The organism is Inquilinus limosus (assembly GCF_002195995.1).
GTDB classification, from domain to species: Bacteria; Pseudomonadota; Alphaproteobacteria; order DSM-16000; family Inquilinaceae; genus Inquilinus; species Inquilinus limosus_C.
In genome coordinates, this window is the sequence record NZ_NHON01000010.1 from 1 (window position 1) to 16,819 (window position 16,819).

Annotated in this window: 14 protein-coding genes, 1 pseudogene and 1 riboswitch; of the genes and pseudogenes, 9 read left to right on the plus strand and 6 right to left on the minus strand. The window is 70.3% G+C overall.

The genetic code is table 11. The features are described from left to right. A pseudogene (locus BWR60_RS37610) lies at positions 1 to 188 on the plus strand (hypothetical protein); the annotation flags it as partial. Positions 189 to 267: 79 nt separating this feature from the next. On the opposite strand, the gene BWR60_RS07240 reads toward BWR60_RS37610, so the two are convergent. Then, positions 268 to 891, minus strand: a complete 624-nt coding sequence (locus BWR60_RS07240; protein ID WP_088150339.1) for an FMN-dependent NADH-azoreductase — start codon at positions 889 to 891, stop codon at positions 268 to 270. Between the two features lie 122 nt (positions 892 to 1,013). On the opposite strand from BWR60_RS07240, the gene BWR60_RS07245 reads away from it, so the two are divergent. From BWR60_RS07245 to BWR60_RS07265, 5 genes are all read left to right on the plus strand, one after another. Beyond that, positions 1,014 to 2,030 carry a LysR family transcriptional regulator gene (locus tag BWR60_RS07245; protein WP_088150340.1) on the plus strand — a complete coding sequence of 339 codons (1,017 nt, stop codon included), beginning with the start codon at positions 1,014 to 1,016 and terminating at the stop codon, positions 2,028 to 2,030. Beyond that, a riboswitch (cobalamin riboswitch) is annotated at positions 2,026 to 2,219 on the plus strand. Its footprint overlaps the gene before it by 5 nt. A gap of 99 nt (positions 2,220 to 2,318) precedes the next feature. Further along, complete coding sequence (locus tag BWR60_RS07250) at positions 2,319 to 4,208, plus strand: TonB-dependent receptor plug domain-containing protein (protein WP_088150341.1); 1,890 nt, start codon at positions 2,319 to 2,321, stop codon at positions 4,206 to 4,208. A 242-nt stretch (positions 4,209 to 4,450) separates the two neighbouring features. Beyond that, positions 4,451 to 5,224 (plus strand): ABC transporter substrate-binding protein, encoded by a 774-nt coding sequence (locus BWR60_RS07255; protein ID WP_429913016.1) that lies wholly within the window; start codon positions 4,451 to 4,453, stop codon positions 5,222 to 5,224. Between the two features lie 211 nt (positions 5,225 to 5,435). Continuing rightward, positions 5,436 to 6,461 carry a FecCD family ABC transporter permease gene (locus BWR60_RS07260; RefSeq protein WP_088150343.1) on the plus strand — a complete coding sequence of 342 codons (1,026 nt, stop codon included), beginning with the start codon at positions 5,436 to 5,438 and terminating at the stop codon, positions 6,459 to 6,461. Next, on the plus strand, positions 6,461 to 7,246 hold the full coding sequence (locus tag BWR60_RS07265) for an ABC transporter ATP-binding protein (RefSeq protein WP_088150344.1): 786 nt from the start codon (positions 6,461 to 6,463) through the stop codon (positions 7,244 to 7,246). Before BWR60_RS07260 ends, BWR60_RS07265 begins: the two co-directional genes overlap by 1 nt. A 13-nt stretch (positions 7,247 to 7,259) precedes the next feature. On the opposite strand, the gene BWR60_RS07270 is transcribed toward BWR60_RS07265, so the two are convergent. Further along, on the minus strand, positions 7,260 to 9,593 hold the full coding sequence (locus tag BWR60_RS07270; protein WP_088150345.1) for an LPS-assembly protein LptD: 2,334 nt from the start codon (positions 9,591 to 9,593) through the stop codon (positions 7,260 to 7,262). A gap of 141 nt (positions 9,594 to 9,734) precedes the next feature. Beyond that, positions 9,735 to 11,288: a DEAD/DEAH box helicase gene (locus tag BWR60_RS07275; protein ID WP_088150346.1), complete on the minus strand. Its 1,554-nt coding sequence runs from the start codon at positions 11,286 to 11,288 to the stop codon at positions 9,735 to 9,737. Positions 11,289 to 11,457: 169 nt separating this feature from the next. On the opposite strand from BWR60_RS07275, the gene BWR60_RS07280 reads away from it, so the two are divergent. Both BWR60_RS07280 and BWR60_RS07285 read left to right on the plus strand, forming a co-directional pair. Further along, on the plus strand, positions 11,458 to 12,000 hold the full coding sequence (locus BWR60_RS07280) for an isochorismatase family protein (protein ID WP_088150347.1): 543 nt from the start codon (positions 11,458 to 11,460) through the stop codon (positions 11,998 to 12,000). A gap of 7 nt (positions 12,001 to 12,007) precedes the next feature. Further along, the gene (locus BWR60_RS07285; protein ID WP_088150348.1) at positions 12,008 to 12,712 is read left to right on the plus strand and encodes an alpha/beta fold hydrolase; all 705 of its coding nucleotides are present in this window, start codon (positions 12,008 to 12,010) and stop codon (positions 12,710 to 12,712) included. Positions 12,713 to 12,940: 228 nt separating this feature from the next. Here the strand turns inward: BWR60_RS07285 and BWR60_RS07290 are convergent, their stop codons facing one another. The 3 genes from BWR60_RS07290 to parE all read right to left on the minus strand — a co-directional run bounded on the left by BWR60_RS07290 (position 12,941) and on the right by parE (position 16,319). After that, positions 12,941 to 13,486, minus strand: coding sequence for a hypothetical protein (locus BWR60_RS07290; protein ID WP_088150349.1), 546 nt, complete (start codon positions 13,484 to 13,486; stop codon positions 12,941 to 12,943). Positions 13,487 to 13,546: 60 nt separating this feature from the next. Continuing rightward, entirely contained in the window at positions 13,547 to 14,059 is a 513-nt protein-coding gene (locus tag BWR60_RS07295) for a hypothetical protein (protein WP_144445542.1), read from the minus strand. A gap of 277 nt (positions 14,060 to 14,336) precedes the next feature. Beyond that, complete coding sequence (parE, locus tag BWR60_RS07300; protein WP_088150351.1) at positions 14,337 to 16,319, minus strand: DNA topoisomerase IV subunit B; 1,983 nt, start codon at positions 16,317 to 16,319, stop codon at positions 14,337 to 14,339. 94 nt (positions 16,320 to 16,413) lie between these two features. Between parE and BWR60_RS07305 the strand changes: the two genes are divergently transcribed. Beyond that, positions 16,414 to 16,815, plus strand: a complete 402-nt coding sequence (locus BWR60_RS07305; RefSeq protein WP_429913015.1) for an acyl-CoA thioesterase — start codon at positions 16,414 to 16,416, stop codon at positions 16,813 to 16,815. Positions 16,816 to 16,819: the final 4 nt, after the last annotated feature.

Consider the following 16,819-nt stretch of genomic DNA (forward strand, 5'->3'; position numbering starts at 1 on the left):
CACCCGCCGCCGCACCCGGGTCTCGGCCCGGCTGCCGGATGCGCGGGAGCAGCGCTTGCTCGAGATCACCCCGCACCCGGCCGGTGATGGCGACCGAGGCGCTGAACGTCGACGCCGACGGCACGGTGGTCGAGTTCGGCCTGTCCAGCTTCGCCAGCGATCGTATCCAGCTGGTGTTCGAGGGCTGAGCGGACCGGATCGAGGCTGACTAACCCCCTCCCCCTASCCCCCTCCCGCAAGGGGAGGGGGGACTAGGAAGGTGCCTTTTCACGCCGCGACGGCCAGGCCCGGGCTCGCCTTGGCCTGCTGGTGCGCCTCGGCCACCGCGCGGTCGCGATGCTCCGGCCCGTAGCCCAGGCCCTCGGCGCGGACGAACTCGATCTCGGTGACGCCGATGAAGCCCAGCGCGGTGCGCAGATAGGCCTCCTGGTGGTCCATCGCCTCCAGCCCCGCGGTGTAGATGCCGCCGCGCGACGAGACCACGATCACCTTGCGGTCGCCGGCCAGGCCCACCGGGCCGGTCTCGGTGTAGCGGAAGGTGCGGCCGGCCTGCAGCAGGCGGTCGATCCAGGCCTTCAGCTGGGTCGGCACGGTGAAGTTGTACATCGGCGCGCCGATCACCACGACATCGGCCGACAGGAACTCCTCGACGATGCTGTCGATCAGCGCGCGCTCCTCGGCCTGCGCCGGGGTCAACTCGGCATCCTTGCCGAACTTGATCACCGCCAGCCGCTCCGCCGTCAGATGCTCCGGCGCGTCGGCGACCAGGTCGCGATGCACGATCTCGGCCTGCGGGTGGCGGGCGCGCCAGGCCTCGACGGTGGCGCGGGTCAGCTGGCGCGACACCGAGGCGTCGCCGAGCGGGCTGGAATCGATCTGCAGGATCTTCATGGACCCCTCCTGGGTGCAAATGACAGTGCCATTGCATTTACGGATGGAGATAATCCATCTGTAGCCTGGATTTTCGTGATGGATCGTTCTATCTGTGGGACAATCCATCGCGGGTGACGGCCATGCTCGACCTCAACGACCTCCGCCTCTTCGCCAAGGTGGCGCAGCTGGGCGGCTTCACCGCCGCCGGCCGGGCACTGGGCCTGCCCAAGTCGCGGCTCAGCCGCCGCATCGCCACGCTGGAGGAGGAGCTGGGCGTGCGGCTGCTGCAGCGCTCCACCCGCCGGCTGTCGCTGACCGATGTCGGCGAGACCTTCCTGCGTCATTGCGAGGCCCTGCTGGCCGAGGCCGAGGCGGCGGAGCAGGCGGTGGCCCAGGCGCGGTCGGAGCCGAGCGGCCTGGTCCGCGTCACCTGCCCGCACATCCTGGCGCAGACGATGATCGCGCCGCTGATCAACAGCTTCCTGGCCGACCATCCGGCGGTGCGGATCTCGATGGAGCTGACCGGCCGCCGCGTCGACGTGATCGAGGAGCGGGTCGACCTGGCCTTTCGCGTGCGCCGGCCGCCGACCGAGCCCTCCGACGTGGTGGTGCGGGTGCTGGCCCAGACCCGCGGCGTGGTGGTGGCCGCGCCGATGCTGCTGGACCGGATCGGCCGCCCGGTCGAGCCCGTCGACCTGATCCGCCTCGGCACGCTCGACCTGCACCGCGCCGACGGCCGCCATGTCTGGACCCTGGCCGACGCCGCCGGCGGCACCCAGTCGCTGCCGCATGTGCCGCGGCTGGCCAGCGACGACATGTTCACCCTGCGCCAGGCCGCGATCGACGGGCTCGGCTCCGCGCTGCTGCCCGACTATATCTGCCGGCCGGCGATCGAGGCCGGGCTGCTGGAGCATGTGCTGCTGGACTGGCAGGTGCCGGAGGGCGAGGTGCAGGCGGTGTTCGCCTCGCGCCGCGGCCTGGTGCCGGCGGTGCGCGCCCTGGTCGACCATGTCGTGCGCTGGGTGCCCCGGATGGTGTCGATCTGCGACGGCGAGCGGCGCGAGGAGGACCGGCTGCCGCCCTACCGGGATTCCGGCGCCAACGCCGCCGCGCTGGGCCTCGATGCGCTGTTGACGGCGCGGCCGGCCGCCCACTAGCTTCGCCGCGACGGTTCCTTCGGGATCAAAAGGGAACGCGGTGAGGGCTTCGGCCCGACGCCGCGGCTGCCCCCGCAACTGTGAGCGGCGAGTCCTTCGTCATCACGCCACTGGGCTCGCGGGCCTGGGAAGGCGACGTAAGGGCGACGACCCGCAAGCCAGGAGACCTGCCGTCAGTCGTGGTCACGCGCGAGCACGCCGGGCGGGGTGTCCTGGCGGTTGCCGAACCGGTGCGCCGGGGAGACAGCGTTCGCGGTGACGTGCCACCGCGTGTCCCCCGAGGTCTCCATGCCCGTCTCATCCCGCTGCGTCCTGGCCCTGCTCGCGGCCGGCATCTCCATGCCCGCGGAGGGGCAGGAGGCCGGCCTGACCCTGCCGCCGATCGTGGTCACCGCCAACCGCACCCCGACCCCGGCGGCGGAGGTCGGCAGCGCCGTCACCGTGATCACCCGGCAGGAGCTGGAGGACCGGCAGGTCCGCCAGCTTTCCGACGCGCTGCGCCAGGTGCCGGGCGTCGCCGTCAACCGCACCGGTCCGGCCGGCCAGACCACCCAGATCCGCATCCGCGGCTCCGAGAGCAACCAGACGCTGGTGCTGATCGACGGGATCGAGGTCAACGACCCGTCATCGGAGTCCGAGTTCGACTTCGCCCATCTGATGGCCGACGACATCGAGCGGATCGAGGTGCTGCGCGGGCCGCAGAGCGCGCTCTACGGCTCGGACGCGATCGGCGGCGTGGTCAACATCGTCACCCGGCGGGGGGAGGGGCCGGCCGCCGGCGCCGCCTCGGTCGAGGGTGGCGGCTATGGCACCCTGCGCGCCCATGCCTCGGTCAGCGGCGGCAACGACGATCTGGACTATCTGATCGGCGCCGCCGGGCTGCGGACCGACGGCGCCTCCGCCGCCCGGACTGGCAGCGAGGCCGACGGCACCCGCAACGGCACGGTCTATACGAAGATCGGGCTGCACCCCAGCGAGCTGGTCGATATCGACGTGGTCGGGCGGTACACCCGCTTCAACACCGATCTCGACGGCTTCGCGGGCGGCGTCGGCGCCATCGACAGCAAGGACGATGTCGACGGGTCGAGCTTCCTCGGCCGGATCCAGGGCAGGCTGAAGCTGCTCGACGGCCGGTGGGAGCATATCGTCGGCCTGTCCTATACCGACGACAGCCGCGACTACCGCGACGGCGACGACATCGTCACCGCCAGCTATCGCGGCAAGACCACCCGGGTCGACTACCAGACCAACCTGACGCTGGACAGCGAGGCGGTGTTGCCGGCCGAGCACCGCCTGACCTTCGCCGTCGACCATGAGGAGCAGCAGGCCGACAGCGACAGCGGCTTCTCCGCCTTCAGCCGGCGGATCGGCGCCACCGGGCTGGTCGGGCAGTACCAGCTGGGCCTGGCCGACAGCCTGTTCCTGACCGGCAGCGTGCGGCACGACCTGAACGACCTGTTCCGCGACACCACCACCTGGCGCCTGACCGCGGCCTGGCAGATCGAGAGCACGGGCACCAAGCTGCGCGCCTCCTATGGCACGGGCGTGAAGAACCCGACGCTGTTCGAGCTGTACGGCTTCACCAACACCTATCGCGGCAACCCGGACCTCAAGCCTGAGCACGCGGAGGGCTGGGACGCCGGCTTCGACCAGCAGCTCTGGGGCGACCGGGTGGTGCTGGACGCGACCTATTTCGAGCAGCGGATCAGCGACCTGATCGTTGGCAGCGGCCAGGGCTCGGCCAACCTGCCGGGCACCGCGACCGCGCGCGGGGTGGAGCTGGGCCTGTCGGTGACGCCGGTCGACGACCTGACCATCCGCGCCTCCTACACCTATACTGACGCGGAGGATGCGACCGGGGCGGAGCTGGTGCGCCGGCCGCGCAACCTCGCCAGCCTCAACGTCAACTACCGCTTCCTGGAAGGCGCGGCGACCGTCAATCTCGGCGTCGACTACAATGGCCGGCAGAAGGACCTGGCCTTCGACGAGGCCTACAATTCGTCGCCGGTGACGCTGGACGGCTATACTTTGGTGAACCTGGCGGCGTCGTACCAGGTGAACGACAGGATTCAGCTCTATGGCCGGATCGACAACCTGCTGGACGAGGATTATGAGGAGGTCTGGACCTACGGCTCGCTGCGGCGGGCCGGCACTCTCGGCATGAAGGTCAGCTTCTGATCGCGATGCGCTTCGCTGCCGCCTTTCGGAGAGTATTGAGCGCTTTGCGTTGCCTCTCCCGCGTGGCGGGAGAGGTCGACAGCGCGCAGCGCTGGCGGGTGAGGGTTGGCACCGGCCTCGACAAAATCCCCTCACCCGGAGCCGCCAACGCGGCTCCGACCTCTCCCGCAAGCGGGAGAGGCAACGCGCGCGTTTTTCTGCTCCTCCTCTTTGCCCTCCTTTCCTTCACCGCCACGCCCGCCCTGGCCGGGCCACATCGCATCGTCTCGCTCAATCTCTGCGCCGATGCGCTGGTGCTGCGCCTGGCCGACCGCGCCGACGTGCAGTCGGTGACCTGGCTGGCGCGCGACCCGGAGAACTCGGTGGTGGCGGCGGAGGCGGCGTCGGTGCCGGTCAATCACGCGCAGGCGGAGGAGGTGGCGGCGCTGCGGCCCGACCTGGTCGTGGTCGGCGCCTTCACCGCCCGCAGCACGGTGGCGCTGCTGCGCCGGCTGGGGATGCCGGTCCTTGAGATCGGCGTGCCGCGGGACATCGACGGCATCCGCGCCCAGATCCGCCAGGTGGCCGCGGCCCTGGGCCAGGCGGAGCGTGGCGAGGCCATGATCGCGGCGATGGATGCGCGGCTGGCGGCGATCCGGCCCCCGGCTGCGCCGCCGCTGGCGGTGGTGCTGCGCCCGAACGGCTTCACCGCCGGCCGCGGTTCCCTGGTCGACGAGATCCTGCGCCGCGCCGGGGTGCGCAACCTCGCCGCCGAGCAGGGGCTGGAGAATTACGGCGAGATCCCGCTGGAGCGCGTGGCCCTGGCAGGGGTGCGCCTCTTGATCCTGAACCAGCCGGAGAACGGGGCGCCATCGCTGGGCGAGGCGATGCTGGACCATCCGATCCTCTCCGCCCTGCCGGACCTCCGCCTGGTGCGGGTGCCGCCGCGGCTGTGGACCTGCGGCGGACCCGAGGTGGCCGACGCCGCCGCCCTGATCGCCGCCGCCGCAAGGCAGGCCGAAGGGGAGGGGGCGTGATCGGGACGATTTCCAAGTCCCCCCTCCCCTTGCGGGAGGGGGTTAGGGGGAGGGGGTTTTCTCCATTCCGAACCGGCTCAGGCCTGAGGCAGCCGGACGGGACGGCGCGTGCGGTCCAACCCATTCGCGCGCGGACGCGCGCAGCCCCCTCCCCCTATCCCCCTCCCGCAAGGGGAGGGGGGACTGGAAAAAGCATGTGCGGAGGGGCGGCATGACGGCCGGTTTCGACACCGCATCCCGTTCCGCGGCTCCTTCCTATCCGTTCCTGCTCACCGGCCTCGCCCTGGCCGCGCTCGCCTGCCTGGCCGGGTCGGTCGCCACCGGCTACGCGCCGCTCGACCTCGGCCCCGCGATCGGCGACCTGCTGGCCGGGCGGCAGAGCCTGCCGGCGCTGGTGCTGCTGGAGCTACGGCTGCCGCGGGCGCTGCTGGGCCTCCTGGTCGGGTTCAGCCTCGGCCTCGGCGGCGCGGCGATGCAGGGGCTGCTGCGCAACCCGCTGGCCGAGCCCGGGGTGATCGGCGTCTCGGCCGCGGCGGCGCTCGGCGCCGTGCTGGTGTTCTACACCGGCCTCTCCGGCGGCTTCGCCCTGGCCCTGCCGCTGGGCGGTATCGCCGGGGCGGTGCCGGCGACGCTGCTGCTGCTGGCGCTGGCCCGGCGCGGCGCCGGCACCATGACCGTGATCCTGGCCGGCGTCGCCATCAGCAGCGCTGCCGGCGCCCTGACTGCCCTGGCGCTGAACCTGTCGCCGAACCCCTATGCGGCGCTGGAGATCGTGTTCTGGCTGATGGGGTCGCTGGCCGACCGCAGCCTGGACCATGTCTGGCTGGTGCTGCTGCCGATGGCGATCGGCTGGGCCCTGATCCTGGCCGGGTCGCGGGCGCTGGACGCGCTGACCCTGGGCGAGGACACGGCGACCAGCCTGGGCTTCGACCTGGGCCGGCTGCGGCTGCAGCTGATCGTCGGCACCGCCCTTGCGGTCGGCAGCGCCGTGGCGGTGAGCGGGGCGATCGGCTTCGTCGGGCTGGTGGTGCCGCATCTGCTGCGGCCCCTGGTCGGGCACCGGCCGGGACGGCTGCTGCTCGCCAGCGGCCTGGGCGGCGCCGTGCTACTGCTGCTGGCCGATATCGCGGTTCGGCTGATCCGGGTGCAGCCGGAGCTGAAGCTGGGCGTGGTCACCGCGGTGATCGGCGCGCCCTTCCTGTTCAGCCTGATCTGGCGGCTGCGGCGGAGCGCCTGATGCGGATCGACGCCACAGGGCTGCACTTCTCCCTCGGCGGCCGCCCGGTCCTCGCCGGCATCGACCTGGCGCTGGCGCCGGGCCGGCTGGTCGGGCTGATCGGCCCGAACGGCGCCGGCAAGACCACGCTGCTGCGCGCGCTCGCCGGGCTGCAGGCGCCGGATGCCGGCACGGTGCGCTATGACGGGCAGACGGCCAGGCAGCTCGGCCGCGACCGGCTGGCGCGCGGCCTGGCGGTGCTGATGCAGGGCGACGACGTGCAATGGCCGTTGCGGGCCGACCATCTGGTGGCGCTGGGGCGGCTGCCGCATCGCCGGTTCCTCGGCGGTCTGTCGGCGGCCGACGAGGCTTCGGTGGCGCGGGCGCTGGAGGCTGCGGATGCCGCGCATCTGCGGCTGCGCACCGTCGGCACGCTGTCGGCCGGGGAGCGGATGCGGGTGCTGTTCGCCCGGGCGCTGGCGGTCGAGGCGCCGATGCTGTTCGCGGACGAGCCGGTGGCGGCGCTGGACCCGTTCCACCAGCTGCAGATCATGGAACTGCTGCAGGCCCGCGCCCGGGCCGGCGCCGGCGTGCTGGTGGTGCTACACGATTTGGCGCTGGCCGGCCGGTTCTGCGACCGGCTGGTGCTGCTGCAGGACGGCCGGGTGCTGGCCGACGGCGCGCCGGACGCGGTGCTGACCGACGACCATCTGCGCCGGGCCTATGCGGTGGAGGTGCAGCGCGGCGAGCGTGACGGGGTCGGCTATGTCCTGCCCTGGTCCCGCATCGGAACGCCGGGGCCGTGAGAGGGCTGCCGGCTCAGGTGCCCGCGGCGCGGCTCTGCTCGCCGCTCAGCTTAAGCGGCACCTCGCCCAGGTTCTTCAGGTTCAGCGTCAGGAAGAAGGAGTAGCCCTCCTTCTGGTCCTCGGCGGTGGTGAAGCGGCGCTGCACCGTGACGCCGAAGGTGAAGCACTCGTCCTGGTACTGCGCGCCGGCGCTGTAGGTGAACGGCCGCATCTTCTCGATGTCGTAGGTCAGGCCGGTCGACAGCGTCCAGTAGTCCGAGATCTTGGCGCTGCCGCCGGCGCCGAGCTGCTGCTGGTTGAAGGTGTTGCCGTCGTCGTCCGGGCCCTTGTCGTCCAGCAGGCTGTAGTTGACGTTCAGGTTCAGCCAGTCCAGCGGGGTGGCGGAGGCCTGGACGAACTGCCGGCGGCTGTAGAAGTTGTCCTTGTCCAGCCGGAACCGCCAGTCGAGGTTCAGATACGGTCCCGGATGGAAGGTGACGCGGCCGACATAGTCCGAGACCTTGTCGCGCAGGCCGGAGCTCTCGGGGAAGTCGTCGTCCTCCTCGAACCGGTAGCTCTGGCCCAGGAAGAAGGTGGCGGAGGCGCCGTCCGGCGCGTACAGGCCGTAGCGGAAGCCGTAGGAGACGTGCTGCCCGCCCTCGACCCGGTCGAGGCCGGGGAAGCGGTTCTCGCTGAACAGGTTGATCTCGTCGAACTCGATGTCGGCGCTGTCGTTGTTCGGGATCTTGCGGCCGTTGCTGATCTTCGGCGCGGCGCTGAAGCTGACGATCGGCTCCAGCAGCTGCTGGTAGCTGCCGATCTGGCCGACGAAGGGATAGCGCGCCGTCAGAGTCGCCACCGGGAACAGCCGGGCGGCGCCGACACTGTCCTTGAGGATCACCTCGTCCGGCCCGCCATTGACCACGTTGATGCCGTCCGGCACGTCGCTCGACTGGTACAGGTCGCCGCGCAGATAGGTGCGCGCGTTCAGCACGATGCCGCTGTCGGTGTAGAAGTCGCGCTGCCAGCCGACCTGGGTCGACAGGCGCCGCGTGTCCAGGCCGCGGGTGGGATCGCTGGTCACCGGGTCGTAGTCGCGCAGCAGGCTGATGGCGCTGGCATTGACGAACCACTGGCCGCCCAGGACGGTGTTCGGCTCGCTGACGTAGTTGGCCTGCGCCCAGGGCAGGATGGTGGGCGAGAAGCCCTTGCTGCCGATGCCGGTGCCCGGCTGCCGCAGGTCCTGCCAGTCCAGCGCCTCGACCGAGATGTAGCTCAGGCCGTAGAAGCCCTCGGCGAAGGCCCGGCTCTGCAGGATGTCGGCGCCGGAGATGTTGAAGTTGTCGAGATATTTGCGGTCCGAGGTGCGCTGGACGTTCACCCCGAAGCGCCAGTTCTGGTCGAAGTCATAGGCGGCGGTGCCGAAGAAGTGCCAGCGCACCTGTTGCGACCGGAAGTCGAGATTGGTGCCGTTCGGTCCCGAATTGTCGTTCAGGATCTTGCTGTAGCCGCTCTGGTTGATGCTGCCGTCGAGGGTGACCAGGCCCTTGTCGAAGCGCTTGCGGTACTCGCCGCTGAACACCACGCCGGCATCGCGCGTGATCATGGCGCCGAGCGTGGCGTCCTGGTCCGGCGAGATGTCGAAATAGTATTGCAGCCCGAAGAACGGCCCGACATCGGAGGTGGCGCCGAAGGTCGGGAACAGGAAGCCCTGGCGCCGGTCGACCGAGGGGTCGGGCATCGAGAAGTAGGGCGTGTAGAACAGCGGCACGCCGAACAGGTCGATGAAGGCGTCGTGGTAGATGATGTCCTTCGACACCGCGTCGTTGGTCACCCGCACCGCCCGGATCTGCCACAGCGGCGGCTGCGACGGGTCGTCCTTGCAGACGTTGCAGGGCGAATAGACCGCGCGGTCGATGGTGGTGACCTCGCCGCGCTCGCGCACCGCGCTGTTGCCGACCATGCGCGAGTTGTCGGACAGGATCAGCGACACCTGCTGGATGAAGCCGTCCTTCAGGTCGTCGGTCAGCTCGGCATAGTCGCCGAACATCACCTCGCCGCCCGGCTGCACCATGGTGACGTGGCCGCTGGCGGCGACGACCTGGGTCTTCTGGTTGTAGGTGACCTGGTCGGCCCGCACGATCTGGTGATTCTGGTGGATCTCCACCTTGCCGCGGGCGGTGACGAGGCCGAGCGTCTGGTCGTAGATCAGCTCATCGGCGCTGATCACCGGGGGCTGCTGCTGCCCGGCGGGTGCCGCGGGCGACGCCGCGGCGGGCTGCGACGGCTGCTGCTGCGCGGCCGGTGCGGCGGGCTGCGTCTGCTGCGCGCCCGGCTCCTGGGCCGAGGCGCCGATCGCCGTGAGCATCGCGATCACGGAAACGGCGCCGAGAAAGGTCGATAACCGATTGATTCGCTTCACTGCCGCTTCCAAGCTCCGACGCCGGCCGTCGCCCCTTGTGCCGAAAGCGATGGGGCGAAGTCAACGTCGGTTACGGCAGTGCGGGTACTAAGCGGCGGTTTCGGTGACCTCGGCGGTGCTGCGCTTGCGCTGCGGCACGGGGCGAAGCAGGAAGGCCGGGACATGGTCGCCGAGGCCCAGGACCGGCACGTCGTCATGGTCTTCGCGGTGCCGCCGCCGGTCGCGGCCGCGGTCCTCGCCATGCTCGTCGCGACGCGGGGCGTCCCGGCGCGGCCGGTCGCCGCCGCGACGGTCCTCGGCGTGGTACGGCCGCTCCTCGGCGCGGTGTGGCCGGTCCTCGACAGGACGCGGCGCCGCCTCCGCACGCTCCTCGCGGCGGGGCTCCGCCGCCGAGTCGCGGTCGCGACGCCGGCTCGACGACTCCGGACGGTCGCCGCGCTTGCCGCCCTCGGCACGCTCGCCGCGCCGGCGGGCCTTGCCGCGCTGCTTGATCTCGTCCTCGGACAGGAAGCCCTCAAGCCCGATCTCGGGCAGCACCAACACCGGGATCTGCTTCTTGGTCAGGCTTTCGATCGCCTTGACGAAGCGGCCCTCCTCGGGCGTGGCGATCGAATAGGCCTTGCCGGTCTTGCCGGCACGGCCGGTGCGGCCGACGCGATGGACATAGTCGTCGGCATGGATCGGCACGTCGAAGTTGAAGACGTGGCCGATATCGCTGACGTCGATGCCGCGGGCGGCGACGTCGCTGCAGACCAGCGTGGCGATCTCGCCCTTGCGGAACCGGTCCAGCGTCTCGTTGCGCATCGACTGGACCATGTCGCCATGCAGCTGGCCGGCGTTGAAGCCGTGGCTCTGCAGCGACTTGAACACCACCGAGACGTCGCGCTTGCGGTTGCAGAACACGAAGGCGCTCTTCACGTCCTCCTGCCGCAGCAGGTGGCGCAGCGCCTTGCGCTTGTCCTCGGCCTCGACGATGACGAGGTTCTGCTCGACCGTGTCGGCGGTGGTGGCGGGCGGGGCCACCGAGATCTGCTTCGGATTGCTGAGGAAGGCGTCCGACAGGCGACGGATCTCCGGCGGCATGGTGGCGCTGAAGAACAGGGTCTGCCGCAGCGGCGGCAGCAGGCCGACGATGCGCTCGATATCCGGGATGAAGCCCATGTCGAGCATGCGGTCGGCCTCGTCGATCACCAGGATCTTGACGTCGGCCAGCAGGACCTTGCCGCGCTCGAACAGGTCGAGCATCCGGCCCGGCGTGGCGATCAGCACGTCGACGCCGCGGTCCAGCTTCTTGATCTGGTCCTCGAAGCTCTCGCCGCCGATCAGGAGGGCGTAGGACAGCTTCTCGTATTTCCCGTACAGCTCGAAATTCTCGGCCACCTGGGCGGCCAGCTCGCGGGTCGGCTCCAGGATCAGCGACCGCGGCATACGCGCCCGGGCCCGGCCGGAGGCGAGGATCTCCAGCATCGGCAGGGTGAAGCCGGCGGTCTTGCCGGTCCCGGTCTGCGCAATGCCGAGGACGTCGCGCCCCATCAGCACATAAGGTATGGCCTGGGCCTGGATCGGGGTCGGCGTGGTGTAGCCGACATCGTCCACGGCGCGCAGGATTTCGGGCTTCAGCCCAAGATCCGAAAAGAGCATCGTACAGGAATCTTTACTAATGGGGGCGCGCCGAGCGGCCCGCCGCAGGCCCTTTAAATGGGAAAAACCAACGTCAAGTCAATTGAAACTATCGAGACGTCCGGGCATGGCTCACCCCAGCGGCGTGCGACTCGGGCGCTGCCGGGACGATAGATCGAAGAGGTGACGAATGCTGCTCGACCGGAATGACAGCGTCCTCCTGGTGGTCGACGTGCAGGCGAAGCTGGTGCCGGCGATGCATGATTTCGCGGCGGCGCGGAAGGGCATCGAGACGCTGATCCGCAGCGCCGTGGCGCTCGGCGTGCCGGTGCTGTTCGCCGAGCAGTATCCGAAGGGGCTGGGCCCGACCCTGCCGGATCTCCTGGCCCTGGCGCCGGATGCGCCGGTGGTGCCGAAGACCCGGTTCTCGGCGGTCGGTGAGCCGGCGCTGCTGGACCATCTCGAGGGGATCGGCCGCCGCACGGTCGTGCTGTGCGGCCTGGAAAGCCATGTCTGCGTGCTGCAGACCGCCTTCGACCTGCATGACGCCGGCTTCCGGCCGGTGGTGGCGATCGACGCCACCACGGCGCGGGCGCCGCGCAGCACGGCGGTGGCGGAGCTGCGGCTGGTGCAGGGCGGCGTCGAGATCGCGACCGCCGAGATGGCCTGCTTCGAATGGCTGGGCGAGGCGGGGACCGAGGAGTTCCGCACGGTCAGCGCCTTCCTGCGATGATTGTCCGATGACTCTGCCGGTCCTGTTCCTGCCGGGCCTGCTGTGCGACGCCGACCTGTGGGCGGCGCAGCTGAACGCGTTCTCGGCCGGGCGCGCCGTAGCTGTGGCCAGCCTGACCGGCGCCGATTCCGTGGCCGGGCTGGCGGAGGCGGCGCTGGACGCGGCGCCGCCGCGTTTCGCCCTGGCGGCGCTGTCGATGGGCGGCTATGTCGCGCTCGAGATCCTGCGCCGGGCGCCGGAGCGGGTGGCCGGCCTGGCCCTGATCGACACCTCGGCCCGGCCGGACACGGAGGAGCAGAGCCGCCGCCGGCGCGGCCTGCTGGCCCTGGCCCGGAAGGGCGAGTTCAAGGGCGTGACGCCGCGGCTGCTGCCGATGCTGCTGCATCCCGGCCGGCTGGAGGACGAGGCGCTGACCGGCCGGGTGATGGCGATGGCGGCGCGGATCGGCCGCGACGCCTTCCTGCGGCAGCAGACGGCGATCCTCGGGCGGCCGGACAGCCGCCCGGACCTGCCGCGGATCGGCTGCCCGGCCGTGGTCGTCTGCGGCCGCCAGGACGCGCTGACGCCGCTGGCGGTGTCGGAGGAGATGGCGGGTCTGATCCCCGGCGCGGATCTGGTCGTGGTCGAGGATTGCGGCCACCTCTCGACCATGGAACGGCCGGACGCCGTCAACGCCGCGCTGGCCGCCTGGCTCGGGCGGCTGCCGGGCTGAGGCTGGTCCGGCTACCCCTGATTGTCATTGCCGGGCTTGACCCACTGCTGTCCGGTTAAGCTTCTGGGGTTGTGGATAGAGTCCCTGATCCCAACCTTTGTTGTCATTGCCGGGCTTGACCCGGCAATCCAGGGGCCACCGAGAGCGGCTCTTGAAAGCCCCTGGATCCTCGGGTCAAGCCCGAGGATGACAAACGAGGACGGCTTTCTTCCCCCTTCACCGGGCTCCTCACGGAAAATCCGGCCGGCCGAACGGCGCCGGCAGGACATAGGGGAAGAGCTGGATGGTCAGGTTGCGGACCAGGGAGACGAATTGCGGGTCGTCCGGCCCGGTCGCCTGGTCGAGATAGCCCGCCACCGCCGACTGCTCGCGGCCGAGGATGCAGAAGGCGGCGCGCACCACGATCGGCCGCTTGGCCGGGGCGGTGGTCCAGGTCTTGCGGTCGCACAGGTCGAACGGGTTGACCTCGGGCCGGGCGTTGAACACCACCGAGACGAAGTAGTCGCGGTTCTCGGTCGGCCCGGGCGTTGTGGTGAAGCGGGTCCTCGGCCCGACATAGGTGCCGGTCATGATCTCGGTCACCCGCTGGTCGAAGCCCGGCGCGCCGAAGGGGTTGCCCTGGACCACGGTGCGCAGGTCGCGGCCGTCGGCGGCGCGGAACAGCTCGCCGGTCGAATACATCATGCCGAGGTCGCTGCGCACGATCCGCGGCCCGGAGCAGGCGGCCAGCGCCAGCAGCGCGGCGGCGGCGAGGGCGCATCGGAGCAGGATCATGGCGTTTCCCCTTTCTCGACCCCCGCGGGCGGGCGCCGGACCGTCCGGCGCCCCACGCGATCAGTACGGGAACATCGACAGCATCATATGCTGGATCATGCTGACGAAGTTCGGATCGTCCGGCCCTTTGACATTGTCGACATAGCCGGTCACGGCCGTGGCCTCGCCGCCGGTGATGCAGAAGGCGGCGCGGGCGGTGATCCGGTTCGGATTCGGCGGTGCGGTCGGGATCGGCGCGCTGTTGCACAACGCGAACGGCACGACGTCCGGGGACGGGTTGAACACCACCGAGACGAAATAGTCGCGCTTGGCCGTGGGGCCGGGGGTGGTGGTGAAGTTGGTCTTCGGCCCGACATAGGTGCGGTTCATGATCTGGGTCACCGCCTGGTCGAAGCCGGGCGTGCCGAAGGGATTGCCCTGGACCACGGTGCGCAGGTCGCGGCCATCCGCGGCGGCCGAGAACTCGACCCGGGAGTAGCGGGAGCTGATGTCGGAGACGACCACCCGGTCGCTGGCGCAGCCGGCCAAGGCGAGGGCTGCGAGGGGTAAGAGGCGGAGTGCGTGCTGGATCATGTCAGTTCTCGATGCGGCGGCCGGTCCTATGATATGGCGCGGCGCGGGGCGCCGCCAATCGGCCGGCTCCAGGGTTTCTACGCGAACCGTTCGGCCCCGCTTGTGCCCCGGGTCACAGGCTGCGGCGGGATGCCCCAGACGATCTTGCGCCCTACGCTGATGTAAGGATCGTCATTGCGAGCGCAGCGAAGCAATCCAGGGTCGTTTGGCGTGGCCCCTGGATTGCTTCGTCGCTGCGCTCCTCGCAATGACGGATGGAGAGGTCGGGCCGCCGGCCTCAGATATCCAACTCGGTCGCCTTGTCGGCGTTCTGCTGGATGAAGCGCAGCCGCAGCTCCGGCTTGCGGCCCATCAGCTGCTCCACCAGGTCGGCGGTGCGGCGGCCGTCGATCTCGTCCTCCGGGTCGTCGACCAGGTCGACCCGCAGCAGCGACCGCTTGCCCGGGTCCATGGTGGTGTCGCGCAGCTGCGCCGGCATCATCTCGCCCAGGCCCTTGAAGCGGCTGATCTCGACCTTCTTGCCGGCGAACTGCTTGGCCAGCACCTCGTCCTTGTGCGCGTCGTCGCGGCAATAGACGGTGGTGGTGCCGGCCTGCACCCGGTACAGCGGCGGCTGCGCCAGGAACAGGTGGCCCTCGGCGATCAGCCCGCGCATCTCCTTGTAGAAGAAGGTCATCAGCAGCGACGCGATATGGGCGCCGTCGACATCGGCGTCGGTCATGATGATGACCCGCTCGTAGCGCAGCTTGTCGCTGGCATACTGGCCGCGGGTGCCGCAGCCCAGCGCCAGGGTCAGGTCGGCGATCTCCTGGTTGCCGGCCAGCTTGTCGGCCGAGGCGCTGGCGACGTTCAGGATCTTGCCGCGCAGCGGCAGGATTGCCTGGGTCTCGCGGCTGCGCGCCGCCTTGGCCGAGCCGCCGGCGCTGTCGCCCTCGACCAGGAAGATCTCAGTGCCTTCCGGCGCGTTGCGGCTGCAATCGGCCAGCTTGCCGGGCAGGCGGACGCGGGCGGTCGGGGTCTTGCGCCCGTTCTCCTTGGCCTGCTTACGGCGCAGCCGCTCCTCGGCCCGTTCGGTCAGGAACTCCAGCAGCCCCTCGGCCGATTTCGGGTCGGCCGACAGCCAATGGTCGAAATGGTCTTTAATGGCGCCCTCGACCAGCTTGGTGGCCTCGGGCGACGAGAGACGGTCCTTGGTCTGGCTCTGGAACTGCGGGTTTGGGATGAAGATCGACAGCAGCACGGCGACGCCGGACATCACGTCGTCGGCGATGATCTGGCCGGCGCGCTTGTGGTTGGCCAGCTCGGCGAAGCCGCGCAGGCTGCGCAGCAGGCCGCCGCGCAGGCCCTGCTCATGGGTGCCGCCCTGCGGCGTTGGGATGGTGTTGCAATAGGTGTGGACGAAGCCCTCGTCGTCATCCTCGGGCCAGGCCACCGCCCATTCCAGCTGGCCGCCGCCATCGGGGAAGGTGGCGGTGCCGGCGAAGGCGGTGGGGGTGCGCGTCGGCCGCTCGTTCAGCGCCGCCTTCAGGTAGTCGGACAGACCGCCGGGGAAATGCAGCACCGCCTCGGCCGGGGTGCGGTCGTCGCCCGCCACCAGCGCCGGGTCGCAGCGCCAGCGGATCTCGACGCCGCGGAACAGATAGGCCTTGGACCGCGCCAGCCGGTACAGCCGGCCGGGCTGCAGCCGGGCGTCGGCGCCGAAGATCTCCGGGTCCGGATGGAAGCTGATCGTGGTGCCGCGCCGGTTCTGCACCGCGCCGCCGCGCTCCAGCGGGCCCTGCGGCAGGCCGCGGGAGTAGCGCTGGAGAAAGAGCTGGCGGTCCCGCGCGACCTCGATCCGCAGGTCATCCGACAGGGCGTTGACCACCGACAGGCCGACGCCGTGCAGGCCGCCCGAGGTGGCGTAGACCTTGTTCGAGAACTTGCCGCCGGAATGCAGGGTGGTGAGGATCACCTCCAGCGCCGACTTGCCGGGGTATTTCGGGTGGTCGTCGACCGGGATGCCGCGGCCGTTGTCGCGGACCGTGACGAAGCCGTCGGCGTCGAGCCACAGGTCGATGGTGTTGGCGTGGCCGGCCACCGCCTCGTCCATGGAATTGTCCAGCACCTCCGCCACCAGATGGTGCAGGGCGCGGTCGTCGGTGCCGCCGATATACATGCCGGGGCGGCGGCGCACCGGTTCCAGCCCCTCCAGGACCTCGATGTCGCTGGCGGTGTAGCGGCCGTTGGAGTTGGTGCCGGGCTCGAACAGATCTGCCATGATCCGGAATCGGGGTCTTCTCGTGGAACTGCGGGCTGGCTCCATCATATAGACACTTCCGGCCTTCTGCGTAACCAAATCTAGGATTTCATCCGTGACCACCCTGCTGCTGCCATCCGGGATGCCGGCCCTCCGCACCATTGCCATGCCGAAGGACGCCAATCCGAATGGCGACATCTTCGGCGGCTGGCTGCTGTCGCAGATGGATCTGGCGGGGGCGGTGGTGGCGCATGAGCGGGCGCGGGGCCGCACGGCGACGGTGGCGGTGGAGGCGATGAGCTTCCTGGCCCCGGTCAGGATCGGCGACACCGTCTCCTGCTATGCCGAGCTGGTGTCGACCGGGCGCAGCTCGATGAAGGTGCGGATCGAGACCTTCGTGCAGCGCCGCACCGACCACAGCGTGGTCAAGGTCACCGACGGCACCTTCACCTATGTCGCGATCGACGGCGACGGCAAGTCGCGCGCCCTGCCGCCGGAGCCGACCGCGATCGGGTAGGGCC